The 2,067-nt window shown below is 72.5% G+C and carries 3 protein-coding genes; 2 read left to right on the forward strand and 1 reads right to left on the reverse strand.

Features of this window, described 5'->3' with window-relative positions; translation table 11 throughout:
- The first annotated feature begins 81 nt into the window (after positions 1-81).
- Positions 82-468 carry an MmcQ/YjbR family DNA-binding protein gene (locus tag B4M60_RS05785; protein WP_291081161.1) on the forward strand — a complete coding sequence of 129 codons (387 nt, stop codon included), beginning with the start codon at positions 82-84 and terminating at the stop codon, positions 466-468.
- Between the two features lie 45 nt (positions 469-513).
- Here B4M60_RS05785 and B4M60_RS05790 read toward each other — a convergent pair whose 3' ends face one another.
- Positions 514-1,002, reverse strand: coding sequence for a hypothetical protein (locus tag B4M60_RS05790; protein WP_291081163.1), 489 nt, complete (start codon positions 1,000-1,002; stop codon positions 514-516).
- Positions 1,003-1,212: 210 nt separating this feature from the next.
- On the opposite strand from B4M60_RS05790, the gene B4M60_RS05795 reads away from it, so the two are divergent.
- A partial coding sequence (locus B4M60_RS05795) for a DUF222 domain-containing protein (RefSeq protein WP_291081164.1) occupies positions 1,213-2,067 on the forward strand: 855 nt, incomplete at its 3' end.

A 2,067-nucleotide genomic window follows, 5' to 3' on the forward strand; every position in this document is an offset into this window, starting at 1 on the left:
CCGACCAGCTGGGCGACGCGCTGGCCGCCCGGGGGGTCGACGACTGAGCCGCCCGCGGCGCCGGGCGGTAGCGTCGTCCCGGTGAACGGACGGGAACTCCAGCGATGCGCGGCGATGCGGGCGCGCGAACTGCCGGCCACGACCCTGGAGTTCCCGTTCGGCCCCGACGTCGACGTGTTCAAGGTCCGGGGAAAGATGTTCATGTTCCACGTGGAGGTGGCGGGCGGACGTCAGGTGGTCCTCAAGTCCCTACCGTCGGACTCGCTGGCCCTGCGGGACGCGCACGCCGACATCACGCCCGGCTATCACATGAACAAGCGCCATTGGATCTCGCTCCACCCCGACGGCTCGCTGACCCCCGCCATGGTCGACGAGCTCGTCACCGAGTCCTATCGGCTCGTGGTGGCGGGACTGCCGATCGCGCTGCGGCCGGTCGAGCCGCACGCGTTCGGGCGCGGGCAGCGCTGAGTCTCGGCCGGCGGCGAACCCGTTGGCGGCATGCCGGCGCCGCCGTCAGTTCTGCGGCGACGGGGGCTCCGGCGAGAGGGACTCCTCCGCGAGCGAGCCCAGACGCTCACCCAGCACACCCTCGACGGAGTCGGTGGCGGACGCGGTGTCGATCTGGCCCTCGAGCGAGTCGCCCACGAGCGGCACTCCCCCGACCACCGCGCCGACCGACCCGTCGATGTCGCCGTCGAGCAGGAAGTCCGCGGACTCCGCGACCGGGTTCACGACGGCGCAGATGATTCCCACGGGGATCGGCAACCCCGCACCCATCAGCTGGGCGGCGGTGCCGACGACGGTGCCGATGTTGCAGGCGAGGGTGGCGGTCGAACCGAGCGGGCCCGACGTGTACCCGGGAAGCGAGCCGGTGACGGAGCCCGGCAGCAACTCGCCCGCAGGACCGAGGTAACCGCCGTCCGTCTCGGCCGCGGCGGCCCCGGCCGAGGAGAGGAGAAGCGCGGCGGCCAGCACTCCGGCGTACGCGATGGTCTTGGACATGTGGGGCCTCCGAGCAGCGGCTGCGGGGCGGCTGCCCCGTGGGTCGATGAGTACGACCCCATCACATATCCGTGGGTTGTGGGGATCCGTTACCCGGGGCGGGGACGGCCGCGCCGTGGCGGCCGGTCCGCAGACCCTTGCCTCATCGAAAGTCTGTGCGTATAATAGAACACAGATTCGAGGTGGCAGGGACGGCGGAAGGGGAGGAACATGGACGGCAGCTCACGCGGCACCGCCGGCGATTCCCCCGCGTCCGCGACTCCCGCCTCGCTCACCGACCTGACCGCTGCCGCACGTGAGGGGTGGGCGGCGGAGAATCGGGCGGCGGCACGGCGGCTGATCGCGTGTTACGAGCTGTACCGGGAGTGCGCCCGCCAGGAGGAGGCCGGCGCCGGCGACGGGTCTCCGCCGGGCCATGCCGTGGTCGATCCGTTCGTCGCGGCGACCGGCTACGTCGTCGCCGCCATGGCGATCTCCTCTCTCCGGGCCGAGGCGATGATCAGCTTCGCGTGGGACCTCCACACGCGTTATCCCGCCATACTCGAGGCGCTGTCGGCCGGGCGAATGGACCTGCGTGCCGCGGAGTCCCTGGCGCGGCAGATGGCGACCGTCGACGCCGAGGTCCTGCCGCTGGTTCAGCGGAAGGTGGTCGACGACTACCGCGACGCCCTGGAGGCCGGTGAGCGGCTCGGAGCCAAGACGATGCGCGAGAGGGCCGACGCGATCATCGCCCGGCACGACGCGGACGGCATCCGCCGCCGGCGGGACGAGGCCGCCCGGGCGCGCGGCGTGCGCCTCAACAAGGGGCGAGACGGGATGTCGACGCTGTCCGCCGTCCTCGCCAACGAGGAGGCCGCCGTCCTGGCCGAGGCGATCGACCAGCGGGCGGCCGAACATGCCGACGACGACGAGGGGGCGGCCGCGGGTGAGGAGTGCTTCTACTCGAAGGCCGAACGACGCGCGGACGCCCTGCTGTCCCTCGCGTGTGGAGACCGTCGACGGGCCGGCACGCCCGACCAGCCTCCTGCGCCGCTTCGACCGAGGGTCACCGTCCTGGCGGGACGC

The organism is Dietzia sp. UBA5065, assembly GCA_002415925.1.
Taxonomy (GTDB): Bacteria; Actinomycetota; Actinomycetes; order Mycobacteriales; family Mycobacteriaceae; genus Dietzia.

Excerpts from the sequence above, each read along its gene's own strand:
- B4M60_RS05790 (WP_291081163.1), bottom strand. The coding sequence starts at position 1,002 with ATGTCCAAGACCATCGCGTACGCCGGAGTGCTGGCCGCCGCGCTTCTC.